This is a genomic window from Candidatus Wallbacteria bacterium (assembly GCA_028687545.1).
In the GTDB taxonomy this organism is placed as follows: domain Bacteria; phylum Muiribacteriota; class JAQTZZ01; order JAQTZZ01; family JAQTZZ01; genus JAQTZZ01.
Genome location: JAQTZZ010000009.1, coordinates 36381 through 52795 on the forward strand (window position 1 = coordinate 36381; position 16415 = coordinate 52795).

Here is a 16415-nt window from a genome sequence, read left to right on the forward strand (position 1 = left end):
AATTGTTATTGCTGTCCGGTAAAAACCGTGATCAGAGTCTGGAGTCCATTGAGAGTCCGCCTCAGATAATCAGGACAGAATTTTTCTTCTTCAAATGGCTGGTCCACAAAACTCAAGGCGCTGTCTTTGAATTGAAGCCGGCTGAAGCCATCGAGCCGCTTAAGAGCAGAAACTGTCACCGGATTCTGGAAAGCGGTAATCACAGCTTCTGGTTTGTCGGATCTGATTCGATAACTGTTGTCAATCTCCGGAATCCCGACAGGAATATCCTGCTGAAGTCCCAGTTTCTGGGAAATCTGATCCATGAAGTTCCTGACCCCGGGAATAATCAGCAGCACAATCGGAGTCAGATTAAGCTTGCAATAAATTCTTAAAAATGGTGCTAAAGTTGATTCTTTTTTCTGAGGTTTCCCACTCAGATCGAATTCCTGAAACAAAGAAAAATCTATTTCCATTGGAATCCCGTTCATCTGACCTACAAAATGAGGAAAATCAATCCTCTCAGGCAGTTTATTCTGAGGATCCGGCGGATTGATCTTTCCGGGGAAAAGCTTTCCCCTGAATTCAAGTTCGAGGCCAGCAAGCGTTTGAGTGATGCTTTTCAGGAAATCATCCGGGTCCAATCTGAGTTCCATCAGGGAGAAAACCCCCATTTTTCTAGTAGTTGCTGCATAGTACCCCTATCCAGCCATCCCTGTCAAGCGAAAAGACCGGAATGTGATATACTGTTCGCCATGAAAAGCGTCTATGATCTGGAATTTGATGAGCTCTGCTCCTTGATCTGCTCAATGGGCGAAAAAAAATTCCGGGCTCACCAGGTCTCTTTCTGGCTGTATCAGAAAAAAATCGGAGATTTCAGCCTGATGACTGACCTTCCAGAGCAGTTCCGACTGAACCTCAGCTCAGTTCTGACCGGTCATGGCATGAAAATTACATTAACTTCAGAAAGCCCTGACGGCACAGTCAAATTTCTGATCAGTCTGAGCGACGGTGAAACAGTGGAAACAGTGATCATACCGGATAAAAACAGACTTACATTATGCGTTTCGTCTCAGGTAGGCTGCCCAGTCGGATGCGCTTTCTGCGCCACCGCTAAAATCGGCTTCATCAGACAGCTCGCTGCGCACGAAATTATTGGACAATATCTTCTGGCCGAAGAATTCAGCCGGACACGCGGACTGCAGATCACCAACGTTGTTCTGATGGGTATGGGTGAAGCCCTGTTGAACTATGACAATGTGCTCAAAGCCTTGCGGATATTCTCAAATCCCAGGATGCTCTCTTTTTCCAGACGTAGAATTACAGTCTCCACAGCGGGATTTCTACCTGGCCTCTCTCGATTCGCAGATACTCCGTTTCTGGGAAGCCTGGCCATTTCTCTGGGCGGAGCCTTCCAGCGGCAGCGGGAGCAGCTGATCCCTTTTGGACGGGAATTCACTCTGAAAAAGCTGTTAAATTTCTGCCATGAGCACAGGCTCGCTCCCAGGCAGCGTTATACTTTCGCCTATGTTCTGATCGCTGGCGTGAATGACTCGGATCAGGATGCAGCCGAACTTGCCGTAATTCTTAAAGACATTCCATGTAAAATCAACCTCATCCCATACAATGAAACTCCTCTGGTCAGAGAATTCCATTCACCTGAGCCGGCCCGGGTAGAATCCTTCGGTAAAATTCTCCTTGATAATCACTATACAGTGCTGGTGAGGAAAAGCAGGGGGCGGGACATTTCCGCTGCCTGCGGCCTCCTAAGGGCCGGGTATGAAAACAAAACCTAAACAAAATCTGATCTTTTTTCTGATCAGTCTGGGCCTTTTCCTTAACCTGGTCGGAATTTTATCCTCTCTCGACGATCAACATCAGACCATTTTCCAGATCGATGAACTAATCAACAAAACCAAGCTTCTAAAGTGCAAAGCCTTATTTCTGAACCTCAACCGGATCCGTGATGAATTCCTTCTCAGCAGCGGTAAAGCCAGATTTCTGGTCAAGGAGCATGAGTTTGTCCAGGAACTGACCTATTTTCTGGGGCAGCTGGAAACCCTGAAATTCCGGAACACGGAAAATACTAAACTGCTCTTAAAAATTCCTGAACTTTATAATGAGTATGAAAAACAGTACCTGCTGGCCGCCTCGTCTCTGGCCGGCTCCGATTTTTCTCTGTTCTCGGAGCGCCTGCAGAGCCTGATCCTTTCCACCAACAATCTGTTGAACATGTTCGATCATCTGCAGGACTTATCTGAATCTCCCAGAGAACTGGAAAAAAAGATTCCCTGGATCTATTTCAACTTCTGCGGCATCCTGTTGCTTTTCATAGCCCTCCTCTGGGACAGGATCAGCAGAAACATCGCTCTGACCGAACCTGCCGGCTTCAATCTGGCTGCCTTGTCGTCCTTCATGGGTGGTCTGGCTCATGAGATCAAGAATCCACTGGCTGGAATCCAGGCTAATCTGGAACTTCTTTCCCTGGATAAAAAAAGCGAGGAACTTTCACTCGCCATCAAGGAATGCCGCAGACTTTACAGGCTTCTGGACGGATACCTGGACTTCCTGAGGCCGGGCAAATGGAATCCTGTAGCTGTGAATTTTCAGCAGATGTCTTTGGAAGTGGAAGCTTTGCAGAAAAAAGAGATTTCTGCAAAAAAGCTCACAATTACCAGTCATTTTACAAAAACAGAATGTGAACTGGATCAGGATCGTTTTAAACAGATCTTTCTGAACCTGATGCAGAACGCGATCAAAGCCTCCCCAGAAAATTCAAGCATAGAACTCCGCTCGTTCCTGCGGGACAAGTCCCTGATATTTCAGGTCTGCGACCAGGGACCTGGCGTGCCGGCTGAAGTAGGGAACAAGATTTTCTATCCATTTTACTCTGTGAATAAAGGCGGCTCAGGCCTCGGGCTGTTCATCTGCGTCAATATCCTTTCAGGGATAGACGGTGAAATCCGCTATTTCAGGGAAAAAAATCGGACTGTGTTCGAAGTAAAAATCCCCAGTCCAGGTCAATAATTCAGGCTGTTATGGTAATGGATTCCACTCGAAGCTGGTGCGGATCACCACATCCCCCTCGTCGCTGTGGCCAAACTGCCGTCTGAGCGTAATTTCCAGGTTGCCGTCAGGCAGGGGCTTGACAATGATCCGGAAGATCTTCAGGTCGCTGTTTTTAAACACTTCCCTGGCTATGTCGGAGTCGATGCGGTATTCGATTCTGGAAAAGGCAGGCATCAGGGGAGAATCTTTCTGAATGTAGTAGTCATTTCGCGATGCGCCGAGCGGCCGTCTGCACTCGTCAATTCCTGGAGAAAGTTCAGCCTCAGGTTTACCGTCCAGATTTCCATCTACCTGCAGCCTGTAAGGCTTGCCGCAGGTCATGATGCTGTCCTTGATCTGCTCGTATGGTTTAAGATAATCTAAATTGTGTTTCAGGATCGCGGCATTCTTGTCAGATTCCAATTTTTTTAGATAAACCTGCCTTTCAGGGTCGCAGATTTCAGGAACAGTGAGACGCTCAATCCTGAGCAGGGGATTTGTGCTTACCAGATTGAATTGCAGGACAAGAGAATCCGAGGATTCAACCAGGCTGATCCAGTTCTTCAGAAGCTGCTTCGCGGCTTCATTCCCTGCCTGTATTCCTGAAAAAGCGGTGATCAGGAATAAAATTACCAGCCTGCCCATTTCCTCTCCCATTAACTTTAATCATTCCATTATAGCATCAGGTCCAATAAAAGAGTTTTGTACTTTTCCCCGGGAAAGTTTAAAATTGAATTTTAAATTCCTGGGGGGCCTTATGCACCGTGTCTGGGTTGTCGAAGATGAGGACAGTCTGAGAAAAGCTGAAGAAAAATTTCTGAATCGCCAGGGATACCTTGTGAGCGCCTTCGCTGAAGGCGAAAGCATGCTGGAAGCGCTGAAAAACGAGCAGCCGCAAGTTGTTTTTCTTGATCTGAAACTTCCTGGCATCAGTGGAGAAGAACTGCTTCCCAAAATCAAGGAAGTAAATCCTGAAATCCGCGTAATCATTGTCAGCGCTTATTCAGAGGTTGAAAATGTTGTCAAGGTGATCCGGAAAGGCGCTTTCGATTTCATCAAGAAGCCCTTCAATATCGAAGAATTCGGTCATACTCTGGAAAAAGCACTGGAAAACCTTACTCTCAACGATGAGATCTCATATCTGAAATCCCGTGAAGCGCCCTCGATCCTTGCCTGTCCCTCCCCTGCCATGCGCGGCGTGGAAGAACTGGTGGAAAAGATCACCGCAACGCCAGGAACCACTACTGTCCTGATCCACGGGGAGTCTGGAACCGGAAAAGAAGTCGTCGCAAGGATGATCTATACCGCCACGAAATGCTCGGGCAAGTTCGTGGAGCTGAACTGCAGCTCAATTCCAGAGCCTCTGCTGGAATCAGAACTTTTCGGCCATGTAAAGGGTGCCTTTACCGATGCGTATCAGGAAAAAAAGGGGCTGTTTGAACTTGCAGATAACGGTACTCTTTTTCTTGACGAAATCGGGGACATGCCTCCAAAACTTCAATCCAAGCTTCTGAAAGTGCTGGAATCCAAGGAAGTCAAACGGGTGGGAGGGCTCAACTCAGTCCAGGTCAATGTGCGCATCATTGCTGCCACAAATAAAGATCTGGAAACTGAAGTCAGTTCCGGAAATTTCCGGGCCGATCTTTTCTACCGGCTGAATGTCTTCCCAATCATAGTCCCCCCCCTGCGCGACAGACGCGAAGACATACTTCCTCTGGCAGGTTATTTTATCGAGCGTTTCAACCGCGAATTCAGAAAAAAAATCCAGGGACTCTCCAAAAATTCCAGTGCAGATTTTCTCTCTTACTCCTGGCCGGGTAACGTGCGTGAACTCAAAAATATAATTGAGAGGGCCATGATCATGGAAAACGGGGAGGAGCTTTCACCCATGCTTTCTGGTAGAAAACAGGATTCAGGCACGATAATAGATATCTCTGGAGAAGGAATCGATCTGGAAACCACCCTTTCCTCCATTGAAAAGCAGTATATACAGAAAGCTCTGGAAGCAGCCGGCTGGAATCAATCACGGGCTGCCCAGCTTCTAAAAATCCCCAGGGAAATCCTCAGATATAGAATGAAAAAATATGAACTTTCTTAAATCATCTTCCGGAGGTAGTCATGAGATTTTGTGTTTTCCTGCTTGCCTTGTCCCTCTCTTTTTCCCTTCCTGCTGCAGGGAAAAAAGATGCTTTAGCCGGTGAACTGACAATTTTCCATGCCGGCAGCCTGTCAGTCCCCTTCAAGGAGATTTCCGATGCTTTCATTAAAATTCACCCGGGTCTGAAAATCAACCTGGAATCAGCAGGCAGCAGGCAGTGCGCCCGCAAGATCACTGAACTTAACAAACCCTGCGATGTTATGGCCTCATCGGACTTCACAGTGATCGATTCACTTCTGATCCCGGATTACGCAGAATGGAACATCAAGTTCGCTGCCAACGAGATGGCGATCGTCTATCATCAGAATTCCCGCATGTCCCAGGTGATCAATGAGCAGAACTGGTACAGGTTCCTGCAGATGAAGACAGTGGCTTTCGGCAGGGCTGACCCTGACAGCGATCCCTGCGGTTACAGGTCAGTGATCGTAATGAAGCTTGCGGAACTGTATTATAAAACCCCCGGCCTCACTGAAAGCCTTTTGAAAAAAGATATCCGCTATATACGACCAAAGGAAGTGGATCTGCTCTCTCTTCTTGAAGCCAATGAAATTGATTACATCTTCCTTTATAAATCTGTAGCCCTCCAGCACAAACTGAAATATATCTCCCTGCCTGACGAGATCAATCTCAAGAGTCCTAAGTTCATCGATCTGTATGCTTCGGTCAGCACGGAGATTTCCGGGACCGAACCAGGCAGTAAAACACTGCAGAAAGGTGATGTGATGACTTACGGGGTTACGATCCCGAAAAACGCTCCCAATCCGGTTGCCGCCCTTGCCTTCGTCGACTTCCTACTGGGAAAGAAGGGGATGGCAATCATGGAAAAGAACGGCCAGCCAGGGACAGTGCCTTCTGTCAGTGAAACTTATACTTTGCTGCCGGAAAGTCTGAAAAAATACGCCCTGCCAGTTACTAAATAACTCTATGTGCAATTTTTTCTCGATAAATGCTTGACTTGTTGCCATAATGCGTTTAAACTTGTTTTTCCAAGTGAAAGATGGATAAAATTCTATCTATAAAAGGAGAATCTTATGGAACAACTTAAATGCCAGCACCGGGACCAGACCGGAAAAAATGCCAACACGCGCTTGCGTTCCGCAGGGTTTCTGCCAGCTATCATCTATGGAAAGCTTAATGAAAACATCCCTGTGAAGCTCAAGCTGTCCGATTACCTCAAATTCAAGAATCTGACTCACAACAAGAAAATCATCGAACTTGCCTATCTTGGACCTGACGGCAAGGAAGAAACCAAAACAGTTATCATCAAGGATTATGACATCGACCCGATCAAGAAAAGCCTGATTCATTTCGACTTTTATGAATTCGACCCCAAGGAATTGCTGCGTTTCAACATTCCCATCCGTTACATTGGAATGCCGATCGGCGTCAAACAGGGCGGGATACTGCAGAAAGAATTCGATCAGATCGAAATCGAATGCTATCCGAGGGATGCAGTGGATTTTATCGAACTCGATGTCACCAACCTCAATTTTCATGATTCAATCAGGATCAAAGATCTGGCGATCAGCGACAAAATCAAGATCCTGGAAGACCTGGACGCCATGGTCGCAACTGTCGCCGCACCTGTGGAAGAGAAAACACCAGAGCCGGTTGAAGGCGAGATAGTTGAAGAGGCAAAAGAACCTGAAGTGATCAAGAAAGGCAAGGAAAAGACAGAAGAAGAAGAAGAAAAAGCATAATCCGATTCCAGATAAAAAGAGGCTGCCTTCAGATACCAACACACTGGATGCAGCCCTTTTTTTGATACCTTGTTACGAGATTTTTTTAACCATTGAAATTTTACTGAGGATTTGGCATGGACGAAGAAAAACTGCTGCAGTATAAGATGATGTTCCTCGATCCTGACGAGAGCGATGAATTCAAGAAAGTGATGGAAGAGGAAGAAGGGGAAAAGGGCGGCAAGAAGAAAGTCGAAGTCCCTGATTATACTAAAAAATATCTGGGGAACGAAAGCGAGTATGCGGTCTGCCTGATCAAGGAAATCCGGACCATCTTTTTCGCTCCATTAGACACTAACCCTGATCAGGATCAGATCAGACTCATGGATCACTGGGTCATTAATACTGAACGTGGTAAAGAATTCGTCTCTGTCCTGAAATTTTTCAAACATAAACTCTGTGATGAAGACGTGCAGTACTTCGCTCGATTCGTGAAACTGGCAAGGGATGCTGACTTCTCCCAGGAAGACCGCAACCGAGACCGCGAAGCAAAGGCCATGGACATCTGCAAGAAAAAGATCGAAAAACTCAATCTGGTGATGAAGCTGGTAAAGGTCCATTACCTTTTTGACGGCAGCCGCATCATGTTCTATTTCACTGCTCCAAGTAAAGTCGATTTCCGCGAACTTGTGAAGCAGCTAGCCTCTGTATTCAGGACTAGAATCGAACTTAGGCAGATCGGTGTAAGAGATGAAACCAAGCTGATCGGCGGTATAGGTCCCTGCGGCATGCATATCTGCTGCAACTGCTATCTGACGAATTTCAAATCCGTTTCCATTAAAATGGCCAAAGATCAGAACCTGGTTCTAAACCCCGGTAAAATTTCCGGGATCTGTGGACGGCTTCTCTGCTGTCTGAATTATGAGAATGAAACCTATCTCTGTGAGCGGAAATGCCTGCCTGAAATAAATGAGGCAGTGCTTTATGAAGGAAAAAAAGCCAGAGTCCTCTCGCTGGATATTTTGAAGCATAGAATCAAAATCATGCTGGAAGACGAGTCCATCAAGGAAGTGGACGCAGCTGACCTCAAGCAAGTCAAGAAAGAGCATGAAAACAAACCAGAAAATCGCTAAACTGGGCTTGCTATCAGCAGCCTCCTTCCTCCTGATGCTGATAGAGATACCACTAATCCCTTCCTTTACTTTTCTGAAATTCGATCCGAGCGATGTGATTCCTCTGATGACCGGACTTTACAGCGGAGCCGGGAGTTGCTTTCTGATCCTTGTCATCAGAAATCTCTGCCACGTTCTTCTTAAGCCTTCTCCATATCCTCTTTTCGGGGAATTCATGAGCTTACTGGCAAGTCTATCCTTTGTTCTGCCCACAGTGATTATTTACGGTAAAATACACACCAAGCCAGGTGCTGCAATCGGAATCATACTATCGATTGGCAGCCTCACAGCGGTAATGTATCTGGCAAACCTCACCCTGGCCCCCCTGGTGCTTGGGTTTCTCAAAGATCCCGTTGTCTTGAATCACTACCTTTGCTCTGCCGTGATCCCCTTCAACCTTGCAAAGGGAGTCATTAACGGTTTATTGACCTATTTTTCCTACAAAAAATTCAGCGCGGTCTTTCTGGCAGGCCTGAGATGAAAATACTGTTTCAGAAACCACTGTCTGGACCATCAAAGCATAGCTCATCCGAGAGCAGTGCTGTTTACCGCTTTACTTATCAGGAAGCCCTGCGTGAACTGGACAACATCATCAATACAGGCGTCAAATATGAACTGGCCAAGATCAAGCGACTTTCAGAAATTCTGGGAAATCCGCAAAAAAAATACCGCATCGTCCATATCACAGGTACAAAGGGCAAAGGTTCCACTGGAGCGATCCTGAGTGGAGTTCTGACCGGAAAGATCAAGACCGGTTTTTTTTCATCCCCGCATCTGGTGAGTTTCTGTGAACGGATCAGGATCAATAATCAGCAGATCAGCGAAAACAAATTTGCAGAGAATTTCAGTGAAATCTGGCCCGCTATACTGCAGGTTGAAACTGAACTCGGCGCTAAACCAAGTTTTTTTGAGATCTTCACGGCCCTTGCCTATTACATCTTCAGAAAGGAGCATGTCGAACTGGCGATTGTCGAAGTAGGACTCGGCGGTCGTCTGGACGCGACAAACGTTGCTGACGGTGATATTTGCGTGCTTACCAGGATCCATTACGACCATATCCGGATCCTGGGCAACACTCTAGCCCAGATTGCAGCCGAAAAAGCAGGTATCATCAAAGAAAACAGCCTGGTCGTTAATGTCAACCGGGGAGCTGAAACCCTTCCGGTAATCCGGAAGAAAGTGACAGAAAGCCCTGGCGCCAGTCTTTTTTATGCTCCCTCACATTACAGAATTGCCGTGCAAAAATCGGATCTCTCCGGCCTCCATCTTGATGTTTTCAAAGGGAATAAACTTTTGTACCGCAATCTTTTTTTTCCCTTACCCGGAGCACATCAGCTGGAAAATCTCAAAGCCGCGCTGCTCACCCTTGAACTGCTCTCGAAAATCGGATTTCCTGTAAATGTATCCACTCGCGACTTTTCCCTGATCAGCTGGCCCGGCCGGCTTCAGGTATACAGTCATAATCCACTGGTGATTTTAGACGGAGCGCATAACCAGATCAGCGGAAAGAAACTGTCTGAATTTCTGGAACAGGAATTTTGCGGCAGGAAAATTCTTTTTCTGCTTGGGATTCTCGAAGACAAGGAATACGGTAAATTCATCCGCATCCTAGCTCCCCGTATGAAGAAAGTGGTTCTGACAGAAGTTGAAAGTCCGCGCACTCTCAAGTTGAAGAGTCTGTTCGCTGAGCTGACTAAATATCTGCCTGAAAACAGGATCTGTGTGTCCAGAAAAAATGAAAATGCCTTGAAAAAAGCCCTGAAAATTGCTCGAAGGGAAAACCTGCCGCTGATTATCACGGGCTCACTTTATCTTCTTGGCAGTTGTCTCAAGGCTTTGGACAAGATTAGAGTGAATGAAAAAAACTAGCCCCCGAAGCTGTGAACCGCCTTTTCCTCGTCATCATATATTGTGATCAGATCCTGCAGGTGCACCATTTTCAAGACTTTCTGAGCCCTCCCGTTCTGGGGAGCGATCAGCTTGATTTCCTCATCCGTAAGAGTCGTGAACAGGAGTCTGGTATTCACTCCTTTGGAAAGTTCAGTAATCTTGATTTCAGCCTTGGTCTGATACTGCTTGACCATTTTGAGAATGTTAAGCAGGGTGGAAACTCCCATACTGTCGATCATCCCTACTTCAGACAGATTAAGCACAATATTCCCAAGTCCATTCAGGATCAGATCTGTGATTTTGTCCTCAAGTTCCCGGCAGTTTGCTGCGGTAAAATTGCCTTTCACACTTACTATAGTTACAACTATTTCACGATTAAGCGATCCTTCATCAGAATATTGTTTTCTAACTCCTGCATTCTTTCTTTTAATTGTAATCTCCATCAGTCCCCTCCGTAATTTTTATAAAAATAAAAACTGGTGTCTTCCTCGTCACACTTGAAAAACATCTCGTTGGTAAGCTTGGACACCAGCGGGAGTCCTCTTTTTCCAATCGTCTGGCTGTCCATCAGCGTCCGAAGATTTAAAGCCGGGATAGGTCTCATCTGATCTTTTTTGTTTTTAACCACTGCTTTAAGTTTGTTGTTCAGGATCTGAAGTTTGAGTTCCACCGGAAAACCTTTCTTTCCATATTTCAATCCATTGGTCAGGGCTTCATAAAGGCAGATCACAACTTCATCCAGAAATTCACCGTTGACTCCGTTCGATGTAAGGAACGTTTCTGCGGAACGCACGAAATCATCCAAAGTCTTCAAATCACAAGGCATTTCCGCAACATAGGTCAGTTCCGGTGCCAGGGTTAGATACAGAAATGTAAGGTCATCGGACAGATCGGCTTCTCCCTGAAATTCAGCCAGATTGCGGATCAGCTTCTTTTTGAGCAGATTCGCGGGTGTCTTTTCCAGTATGAACTTCTGCAGTTTTTCTGTTTCATAAAATTCTCCGCTTGAATTTTTCATTTCAGGAATTCCGTCCGTGTAGATGAATACAAGGTCCTGCTCTTCCAGCACCTGTTTTCCTTCGGTGTAACTGCTATCATTATTTACACCTAGTGGCATTCCCTGTGTAGGTAGTTCCAGCAGCTCTTTTCCCCTGACAATGTACCCGCTTTCGTGCCCGGCAGAAGAATAAGTCAGTTCCCTCTTCTTGTGGTCATAAATACCGATGAACAATGTAATGAACATTTTCTGGAACAGCCCTTTGATTTCCTGATACAGGATCCTGTTTGCAGTACACAGAACCTGAGAAGGGCTCCTGGCTTCTGATAGTACAGCACGGAAAATTCCTTTTCCCATTGTGGACAAAAGGGCGGAGGGAATCCCTTTGCCCGAGACATCTCCTACCAGAAACGCAAGCCTTCCACCGTCCAATTCCATCAAATCATAAAAATCGCCTCCGGTTTCCCTGGCAAATTCGCAATGAGCATCAAAATACATCCCGTCAACCTCAGGTAATTCCGCAGGAAGACAGGAATATTGGATCTCCTGTGCAAGATGCAGCTGTTCGCTGATCACTTTGTTTTCCGCAAGCTCGTTGTAAAGCCTTTCTTTATCCAGGATGATCGCGAGATGTTCGGCTATGGCCTGCAGAAAGTAAAGATCTTTCACCTTGAACGGCGGCTGCTCAGATTCGGTTTCCAGATAAATCAGGCCAAGTCTCCGGTTCCCTGAAACAAGCGGTACGCAGATCACTGAATGGATTTGATACTGGATGACGCTTTTGGCCATCTCAAGCCCGGTATCTGCAGCAGCGTTGGCAGTGAAAAAGCCTTCTCCACTTTGCAGCACTTTATTTACAATGGTTTTACTGAGATGATATTCTCCTTCGTCAAAGTAGTCTTCCACTTCCTTGATCGAAACGGGTTTGTATTTTCCCTCCTTATTCAGAAGCATGATAAACCCGCGCTTCACTCCGAAAAAAGAGCTTATCTTGTCCATGATATGGTTGAATATCTGCTGGGATTGTTCCTCGCTGTTGATCTGCCTGGCAATGTCGTAAAGAGTAGAGATCTCGCTGATTACTTTTTCCAGGGCTTTCTTGAACTCCGCTGGAAAATCTGGGAACTGCTCCAGATAACTCTCAATGATCATCCTGGTTGTTTTCAGTTCCTTTGCAAACGAAAGTGGAATTTCTGAAACAACGAACTCTAATTCACCTATGCTGACAGGACTCAGATCTCTAATCCGGGTTTTCTCTAAAACCTCTTTCTTTTCTAAAAACGTACCCAGCGTCGACCCTGTGTCCTCTATAAAAAATTGCCCTGATTCAAACACAATCCTGCAGTGATGTCTTGAAATTCCTCTGAGCTTCAAGACCAGGTCACAATCAGGATTCTTCCCCAGTACCACGATGTCTTTTTGGGGCCGTGCGATTTCCCTGACAGGCTTTCCATTGATCGATTCGTAGAAGTACATTATTCCACCCCGTAGATTGGCAGGTAATCAGAAAAATCTGGTTCGGCCATCCTGTTCCGGTCTAAAACTGTTTTAAAGATCTCTCTGAGCTTTTCAGAGAGTTCTTCGTCCCCGGCTTTGTGAGTCTTTCCGGTCAATCCCAAAAGCGCCTGCATATGATAAGGGTCACTTTTCAATGCTGTAAAATATCTTGATCTGGCACGCTCATTCTGCCCCAGCTGCTGATAAAGTCTCCCCAGGTTGCAGCACACATCAGGGTTTGAACTTGTTCTGAAAGCCAGATCCAGTATCTGCTCGGCTTCACTCAACTGTCCGGCTTTGGCATGACAGATTCCAAGATTGTTCATGGCTACCAGCTTCCAGTCGGAAATTTCATGTTCCATAATCCGCTTAAAACATGAGATCGCAGGTTCAAGTTTCCCCATTTTATAATATAGAATACCCAGGAGGTTATTCAATTCAGGGTTTGCTGGATCCTTGCGGCATAATTTATCTGTTTCCAGAATCAGATCTTCAATCTCCTCTGTGCCAGCTTCCACTCTGACTGAAAGCATTTTAATCCCGACCTCCGGGTCATCCGGTTTTATTTTCAAAGCTCTGTCCAGGCTGCAAAGACATGCCGCTAAATTACCAGCCCTGTGGAAAATAGCTCCCTGTTGAAGATATCCGCCAAATTTTACTGAAGGCTCGGTGGAAACTCCAAGCAGCCTGTCCACTTCCTGACAGGCTTGTTCATCCGCACGGAACCAGGAAGAAATCCTGGCCATTAGCAGATGCAATTCAGGAGATTCTCCACGTGTAATTCCCTGTCTGCACATGTAATATGCACCCCCGTAATCTCCAGACGACAGGTATGCCTCTGCCAGTTTGGCGTAAACCCTCCCTCTTGAATAACCTTGGGACAGAAGTTGTTGCAGAATCTTCCGGGCTTTCTCGGGACTCCCGATCTTCAGATAGCAGTCAGCAAGCATGAAATAGGCTTCTGTGGGTCTGCTGTCGAAATCGATCAGATCTCTGAAAACCCCAATCGCTCCCTGATAATCTCCCTTCTTGATCAGAAAAACGGCGTATCTGGATGGGTTGTTTTTCCGCTCCAAATCACTCTTGGCTGAGATTTCCAGGTCTAAGTCATTCAGAGCCATCTGACAAAGTGGTTCTGCGGGAACAGTCAATGTTTCCCGGTAACTTGCTGCAGCTTCGAGCCCTTTTTCCATCAGCAATTTATTTGCTTCCAGAATCTCCCGTAAACTTCCTTTGGGGAAATTTTTCTGATAATCAATGATCAGGCTGAGCATCTTCTCCAGATTCCCGTTTTTAAAATAAACCCTGCACAGCCCGTGAAAGGCTTCCTCCCGCGGAAAGTCTTTGATTGATTCCAGGTAATATGCCTCCGCGTTATCGAGGCTGCCCAAGCGATAGTAACAGAAAGCCAGTTTTAATTTAAGTTCTCTGTCAACAGGAGTCAGTCTTAACAGTTGATCCAAGTATTCGATTGCCAGAGAATAGTTTTCATGGCCTAGGGCTTCAGCGATAGTTCTGTGCAGCTGATTCACAGCTACCTTGTTGATGTCCTCGCCTTTTTTCCCTCTGTCCGGTATTTGCCGATACAGCCATCCGAAGGCAAAGTACAAAAAAATTAATCCCAGAATGGTTGCTGTATATTTGCTCACTTTTGATCCGAAAACAATATATTTAGCAGGGGCACTGCTCAGTTTTCTGCGGGATTCCAGAATCAGTCTGCGGGACTCCCTGGATGTTTCCGAACTCGCTTCAGTCAGTAGTTCGTAAGTCAGAGAATCGTCAATTTGCTCACTGACATGAAGCCCACTTTTTAATTCGGACAAGTTCGGAGAAACCAGCATTTTTTTCAATTCTTCACGAATCGGCCCTGTTCCGTATTTCCACAGGATCTTAATAATGTTTCCTTTGATTCTAGGATCGGATTCGCGTTCCAGATATCCCAGTAAAAACGGTGCAAGCTCTGGATCATTAAAATATCCTAAACCTTCCACCGCGTTGGCTCTGACCCTTTTATCACCATGGTTCAGATAGGTTTTTAAAATAATTGCTGCTCTGTTTACCCCTGTATACGCGATCTTTTTCAACAGAGTCGCGATTTCAACCGGATTTTCTGTCGCCATCAACTGCCCTTCAAGTTCTGGCAGGGAATCAGTCTCAACTGATCTAAACTGTTTCATACTCAACTCTTGATTTCCTCAAAACTTTTCAGGATATCCATGAAATATCGTTCCCCGTCAACTGAATCTTCTGTATCCAATCTGATTTTGTATAGGTTATCCTTTCCAAGCCGCAGCGCTTCAAACACTTTTTTTCTTTCCGTAGGCCTGCCGATCAGATAATTCATCACTATGAAATTCGGAAGATGTGCTGGAATAGCAGAACTGCCAAACTGAAAATCTCGCGATTCTTTTTCCAATACTTTCACGTGGTGCGCAAGTGCTTCCTGCAGATTGGAGCAGTATCCGACAGGTTCGGTGCTGACCCGGATTTCTACAGGACTTTTTTCTGTGCCGAGTATTTGAAGCCTTATTTCATTGAACTCTCCGTATTGATCTGTGAATTCAGAATTGCTGAGTGAAAAAGTGAAATTCAAACGTTCTGAGATAAAACTGTCCCCGATCCGCTGATGGATCGGTTCGTTATCCAAAGGGTGGATCAGTTTGCCGGACCTTGAGTACTGTGTGATCCTGGCTGACTGCTTGATCCAGTTCAATGTTGAGAGATCTGAGATTAATCCGGACTTGCCTGTCAGATCTCCTTCCCAGATCGGAAAATACAGTGCTTCCTGTAATCCGGAATAGTTCAGATCCAGCACATCTTTTCCCAGATGAAGTCTACCCCAGAAATCCTGGCGGAAAAACCCCTGAGTATATATAAATCCAACGCAATCCTGGGCTTCCATGCCAACTGCCCTGAGAAGAGCGTTGAACAGCAGTGCAACTTCCAGTCGAGTGCCAGTGCCGGATTTGATTACATCAGCCGGGAATCTGAATTGCACCCCTGTTTCCAGTTCTACTTTCAGTCTTCTGCAAAACTCGGAAATCCGGGCAATTATTAATTCGGGGTTTTCTTCTCCCTTCACGATCTGCCCGGCCAGTACAGAAATTTCGTCCGTACTAATGGTGTGACTGATCTTTTTGGGCAGTCTGCCGGTATGATTCAAAGCACTAAGATAAGTCCGCTGGTTTTTAATTTCTGTAAGAGTTCCATTTACAAGCAGCGGCGCAATGGCCTCGATAAGTCCAACTTCAATTTCACAATCTGTGATCGCTGAGCAATCCAGTGAACAGACTGGTTGAACCCATAACGGTGCAATCGGTTCGCTGCTCTCATCCATCCTTCGGATTATCAGCTGAAGATCAGAGTCAAGCAGAGTCAACAGTTCCCGGCTGGAGTTAAAAAAAAGATTCTGCTCTCTTCCACAATAATTAACCGCAAATTCTTCCAAAGCTCCCTGCTTAAATCTGTCTCCAAGTTTTCTGGAAGTCATCCTGGAAACTCTGCAGGTCTCTTCGTCAAAGACATCAAACTCGCTGACTTCATAATCAGTAATTTTATTTTCACGGTAAAGTTCGGGCAGCGTAAATTTCAGATAAAAATTTTCAGGAACTCCTGATCTTCTGAATTCTGTTCCATCCAAGAAAAAAACAGCCGCTCCAGCCTGGAATTTAATCTCAAGATTTTCAATCAATTCTCCATTGATTTTTGATTTTTTTAGAATTGCGACAGGATTCAGGTTGGAATCTGTGTACTCATAGTATGTATCTTCGTGAATTGATTCCTCCTCTCCCTTTTTTTCGCTGAATGTCAGAATAAAAAGACGGCAAGTCCTGCTCTCATATCTCTCTTCGCGGAAATCCCTGGTCAGATCCAGAATTTTGATTCCGTTTCTGTAATAGGAAAATTTTTCTGCATGAAGGGTAAAGGCGAAAAACAAAAACAATAGAAAAGTTCTCAATTTTCCCTCTTCAACCTGTATTTTACATAATAGCAGG

General features: G+C 45.6%; 14 protein-coding genes. 8 read left to right on the forward strand and 6 right to left on the reverse strand.

Features of this window, described 5'->3' with window-relative positions:
- Window positions 1-5 precede the first annotated feature (5 nt).
- Window positions 6-635 carry a hypothetical protein gene (locus PHW04_06210; protein MDD2715471.1) on the reverse strand — a complete coding sequence of 210 codons (630 nt, stop codon included), beginning with the start codon at window positions 633-635 and terminating at the stop codon, window positions 6-8.
- Between the two features lie 99 nt (window positions 636-734).
- Between PHW04_06210 and rlmN the strand changes: the two genes are divergently transcribed.
- Together rlmN and PHW04_06220 are read left to right on the forward strand one after the other, a co-directional pair.
- A complete protein-coding gene (gene rlmN, locus PHW04_06215; GenBank protein MDD2715472.1) occupies window positions 735-1775 on the forward strand; it encodes a 23S rRNA (adenine(2503)-C(2))-methyltransferase RlmN in 1041 nt (346 codons plus the stop codon).
- Window positions 1759-3006 (forward strand): ATP-binding protein, encoded by a 1248-nt coding sequence (locus PHW04_06220; protein MDD2715473.1) that lies wholly within the window; start codon window positions 1759-1761, stop codon window positions 3004-3006. The genes rlmN and PHW04_06220 overlap by 17 nt, the downstream gene beginning before the upstream one ends.
- Before the next feature lie 9 nt (window positions 3007-3015).
- Here the strand turns inward: PHW04_06220 and PHW04_06225 are convergent, their stop codons facing one another.
- The gene (locus PHW04_06225; protein ID MDD2715474.1) at window positions 3016-3672 is read right to left on the reverse strand and encodes a hypothetical protein; all 657 of its coding nucleotides are present in this window, start codon (window positions 3670-3672) and stop codon (window positions 3016-3018) included.
- A gap of 112 nt (window positions 3673-3784) precedes the next feature.
- On the opposite strand from PHW04_06225, the gene PHW04_06230 reads away from it, so the two are divergent.
- The 6 genes from PHW04_06230 to PHW04_06255 all read left to right on the forward strand — a co-directional run bounded on the left by PHW04_06230 (window position 3785) and on the right by PHW04_06255 (window position 9905).
- On the forward strand, window positions 3785-5125 hold the full coding sequence (locus PHW04_06230; protein MDD2715475.1) for a sigma-54 dependent transcriptional regulator: 1341 nt from the start codon (window positions 3785-3787) through the stop codon (window positions 5123-5125).
- A gap of 20 nt (window positions 5126-5145) precedes the next feature.
- Window positions 5146-6105 (forward strand): extracellular solute-binding protein, encoded by a 960-nt coding sequence (locus tag PHW04_06235; protein ID MDD2715476.1) that lies wholly within the window; start codon window positions 5146-5148, stop codon window positions 6103-6105.
- 111 nt (window positions 6106-6216) lie between these two features.
- Window positions 6217-6885, forward strand: coding sequence for a 50S ribosomal protein L25 (locus PHW04_06240; protein MDD2715477.1), 669 nt, complete (start codon window positions 6217-6219; stop codon window positions 6883-6885).
- A 116-nt stretch (window positions 6886-7001) separates the two neighbouring features.
- Window positions 7002-7997, forward strand: a complete 996-nt coding sequence (gene ricT / locus PHW04_06245; GenBank protein MDD2715478.1) for a regulatory iron-sulfur-containing complex subunit RicT — start codon at window positions 7002-7004, stop codon at window positions 7995-7997.
- The gene (locus PHW04_06250) at window positions 7972-8517 is read left to right on the forward strand and encodes an ECF transporter S component (GenBank protein MDD2715479.1); all 546 of its coding nucleotides are present in this window, start codon (window positions 7972-7974) and stop codon (window positions 8515-8517) included. The genes ricT and PHW04_06250 overlap by 26 nt, the downstream gene beginning before the upstream one ends.
- Entirely contained in the window at window positions 8514-9905 is a 1392-nt protein-coding gene (locus tag PHW04_06255; GenBank protein ID MDD2715480.1) for a bifunctional folylpolyglutamate synthase/dihydrofolate synthase, read from the forward strand. Before PHW04_06250 ends, PHW04_06255 begins: the two co-directional genes overlap by 4 nt.
- Here the strand turns inward: PHW04_06255 and PHW04_06260 are convergent.
- The 4 genes from PHW04_06260 to PHW04_06275 are packed head-to-tail and all read right to left on the reverse strand — an operon-like array spanning window position 9902 to window position 16378.
- Entirely contained in the window at window positions 9902-10369 is a 468-nt protein-coding gene (locus PHW04_06260; protein MDD2715481.1) for an STAS domain-containing protein, read from the reverse strand. The two genes, PHW04_06255 and PHW04_06260, sit on opposite strands and share 4 nt — an antisense overlap.
- Window positions 10369-12399, reverse strand: coding sequence for a SpoIIE family protein phosphatase (locus tag PHW04_06265; GenBank protein MDD2715482.1), 2031 nt, complete (start codon window positions 12397-12399; stop codon window positions 10369-10371). The genes PHW04_06260 and PHW04_06265 overlap by 1 nt, the downstream gene beginning before the upstream one ends.
- Entirely contained in the window at window positions 12399-14597 is a 2199-nt protein-coding gene (locus tag PHW04_06270; GenBank protein MDD2715483.1) for a tetratricopeptide repeat protein, read from the reverse strand. The genes PHW04_06265 and PHW04_06270 overlap by 1 nt, the downstream gene beginning before the upstream one ends.
- Before the next feature lie 2 nt (window positions 14598-14599).
- On the reverse strand, window positions 14600-16378 hold the full coding sequence (locus PHW04_06275) for a transglutaminase-like domain-containing protein (protein MDD2715484.1): 1779 nt from the start codon (window positions 16376-16378) through the stop codon (window positions 14600-14602).
- Between the last annotated feature and the right edge of the window lie 37 nt (window positions 16379-16415).

What these genes read in the sequence shown, in the direction of transcription:
- PHW04_06210 (MDD2715471.1), bottom strand. Translation starts at nt 635, where the DNA reads ATGGAACTCAGATTGGACCCGGATGATTTCCTGAAAAGCATCACTCAA.
- rlmN (MDD2715472.1), top strand. Translation starts at nt 735, where the DNA reads ATGAAAAGCGTCTATGATCTGGAATTTGATGAGCTCTGCTCCTTGATC.
- PHW04_06220 (MDD2715473.1), top strand. Translation starts at nt 1,759, where the DNA reads ATGAAAACAAAACCTAAACAAAATCTGATCTTTTTTCTGATCAGTCTG.
- PHW04_06225 (MDD2715474.1), bottom strand. Translation starts at nt 3,672, where the DNA reads ATGGGCAGGCTGGTAATTTTATTCCTGATCACCGCTTTTTCAGGAATA.
- PHW04_06230 (MDD2715475.1), top strand. Translation starts at nt 3,785, where the DNA reads ATGCACCGTGTCTGGGTTGTCGAAGATGAGGACAGTCTGAGAAAAGCT.
- PHW04_06235 (MDD2715476.1), top strand. Translation starts at nt 5,146, where the DNA reads ATGAGATTTTGTGTTTTCCTGCTTGCCTTGTCCCTCTCTTTTTCCCTT.
- PHW04_06240 (MDD2715477.1), top strand. Translation starts at nt 6,217, where the DNA reads ATGGAACAACTTAAATGCCAGCACCGGGACCAGACCGGAAAAAATGCC.
- ricT (MDD2715478.1), top strand. Translation starts at nt 7,002, where the DNA reads ATGGACGAAGAAAAACTGCTGCAGTATAAGATGATGTTCCTCGATCCT.
- PHW04_06250 (MDD2715479.1), top strand. Translation starts at nt 7,972, where the DNA reads ATGAAAACAAACCAGAAAATCGCTAAACTGGGCTTGCTATCAGCAGCC.
- PHW04_06255 (MDD2715480.1), top strand. Translation starts at nt 8,514, where the DNA reads ATGAAAATACTGTTTCAGAAACCACTGTCTGGACCATCAAAGCATAGC.
- PHW04_06260 (MDD2715481.1), bottom strand. Translation starts at nt 10,369, where the DNA reads ATGGAGATTACAATTAAAAGAAAGAATGCAGGAGTTAGAAAACAATAT.
- PHW04_06265 (MDD2715482.1), bottom strand. Translation starts at nt 12,399, where the DNA reads ATGTACTTCTACGAATCGATCAATGGAAAGCCTGTCAGGGAAATCGCA.
- PHW04_06270 (MDD2715483.1), bottom strand. Translation starts at nt 14,597, where the DNA reads ATGAAACAGTTTAGATCAGTTGAGACTGATTCCCTGCCAGAACTTGAA.